The 1,531-nt window shown below is 66.1% G+C and carries 2 protein-coding genes; both read right to left on the bottom strand.

Annotated elements, in window-relative coordinates:
* Positions 1-1,019: alpha-amylase family glycosyl hydrolase (locus tag ABZT02_RS46120; protein ID WP_356029468.1), on the bottom strand; the 1,019-nt coding region annotated here is incomplete at its 3' end.
* Positions 1,016-1,531 (bottom strand): alpha-glucosidase C-terminal domain-containing protein (locus ABZT02_RS46115; protein WP_356029466.1); only part of this gene is annotated, 516 nt, incomplete at its 5' end. The genes ABZT02_RS46115 and ABZT02_RS46120, both read right to left, overlap by 4 nt.

The following is a 1,531-nucleotide window of genomic DNA, read 5'->3' as shown; positions in this document are numbered from 1 at the left end:
TCGTCGGTGACCATTTCGAGGGTCAGCTCGTCGTGGTTGCGCAGGAAGATGCCCCACTGGCAGTTGTTGGGGATGGCCGGCGTCTTGGCGAGGATTTCCGAGATCGGGTAGCGCGACTCCCGCCGAACTGCCATGAAGATGCGGGGCATGACCGGGAAGTGGAAGGCCATGTGGCATTCGTCGCCGCCGGCCTGGTAGTCGCCGAAGTAGTCGACGACGTCCTCGGGCCACTGGTTGGCCTCCGCCAGCAGCACCGTGTCCGGGTACATGGCGTCGATCTCTTTGCGGACCCGCTTGAGGAACTGGTGAGTGGCGGGCAGGTTCTCGCAGTTGGTGCCCTCCGCCGCGTACAGATAGGGGACGGCGTCGAGGCGGAAGCCGTCGATGCCGAGGTCGAGCCAGAAGCGGAGGGCGGCCAGGATCTCCTCCTGGACGGCCGGGTTCTCGTAGTTGAGGTCCGGCTGGTGGGAGAAGAAGCGGTGGAAGTAGTACTGGCCGCGGACCGGGTCGTGACTCCAGTTGGAGGCCTCGGTGTCGACGAAGATGATCCGCGCGTCCTGGTACTGCTTGTCGTCGTCGGCCCACATGTAGTAGTCGCCGTAGGGGCCGTCGGGGTCCTTGCGGGACTCCTGGAACCACGGGTGCTGGTCGCTGGTGTGGTTCATGACGAAGTCGATGATGACGCGCATGCCCCGGTGGTGGGCGGCGTCGACGAACTCCACGAAGTCGGCGAGGTCGCCGAACTCCGGCAGGACGGCGGTGTAGTCCGAGACGTCGTACCCGCCGTCCCTGAGCGGCGACTTGAAGAAGGGCGGCAGCCACAGACAGTCGACACCGAGCCACTGGAGGTAGTCCAGCTTGGCGGTCAGGCCCTTGAGGTCGCCGACGCCGTCGCCGTTGCTGTCCTGGAAGGAGCGGACCAGCACCTCGTAGAAGACCGCGCGTTTGAACCAGTCGGGGTCCCGGTCCTTCGCCGGGGTGTCCTCGAAGGTGTCGTGGACGGGCTCGTTGACAGTCACGCTGTGGATCCTCCGCTCTGCGGCGCCGACCTGCGGACCTGGAACAGATGCGCCGGTGCCCGGCCGGGCTCCAGGCGCACGTAGCTGTTTCTGCGCCAGTGGTAGGTCTCGCCCGTCAGTTCGTCGTGGACGGACAGGGACTCGTGCCATTCCAGGCCGAGTCGCGGCATGTCCAACGAGACCGTGGCCTCCTGGGTGTGGTGCGGATCGAGGTTCACGACCACCAGGACCGTGTCGTCGCCGGTGCGCTTGCTGTAGGCGATGACCGCGTCGTTGTCGGTGTGGTGGAAGCGGATGTTCCGCAGACGCTGGAGGGCGGGGTGGCGGCGCCTGATCGTGTTGAGCTGGGTGATCAGGGGGGCGAGACTGTCCTCGGTGTCCCAGTTGCGGGCCTTGAGCTGGTACTTCTCCGAGTCTAGGTATTCCTCGCTGCCCTCGCGCAGGGGGGTGTTCTCGGCGAGTTCGTAGCCGGAGTAGATGCCCCAGGTCGGCGAGAGGGTCGCGGCCAGCAC

This window comes from Streptomyces sp. NPDC005402 (assembly GCF_040606575.1).
In the GTDB taxonomy this organism is placed as follows: Bacteria; Actinomycetota; Actinomycetes; order Streptomycetales; family Streptomycetaceae; genus Streptomyces.
The sequence above is the reverse complement of the archived record's forward strand: the minus strand, read 5'-3'. Positions and strand labels throughout refer to the sequence as shown.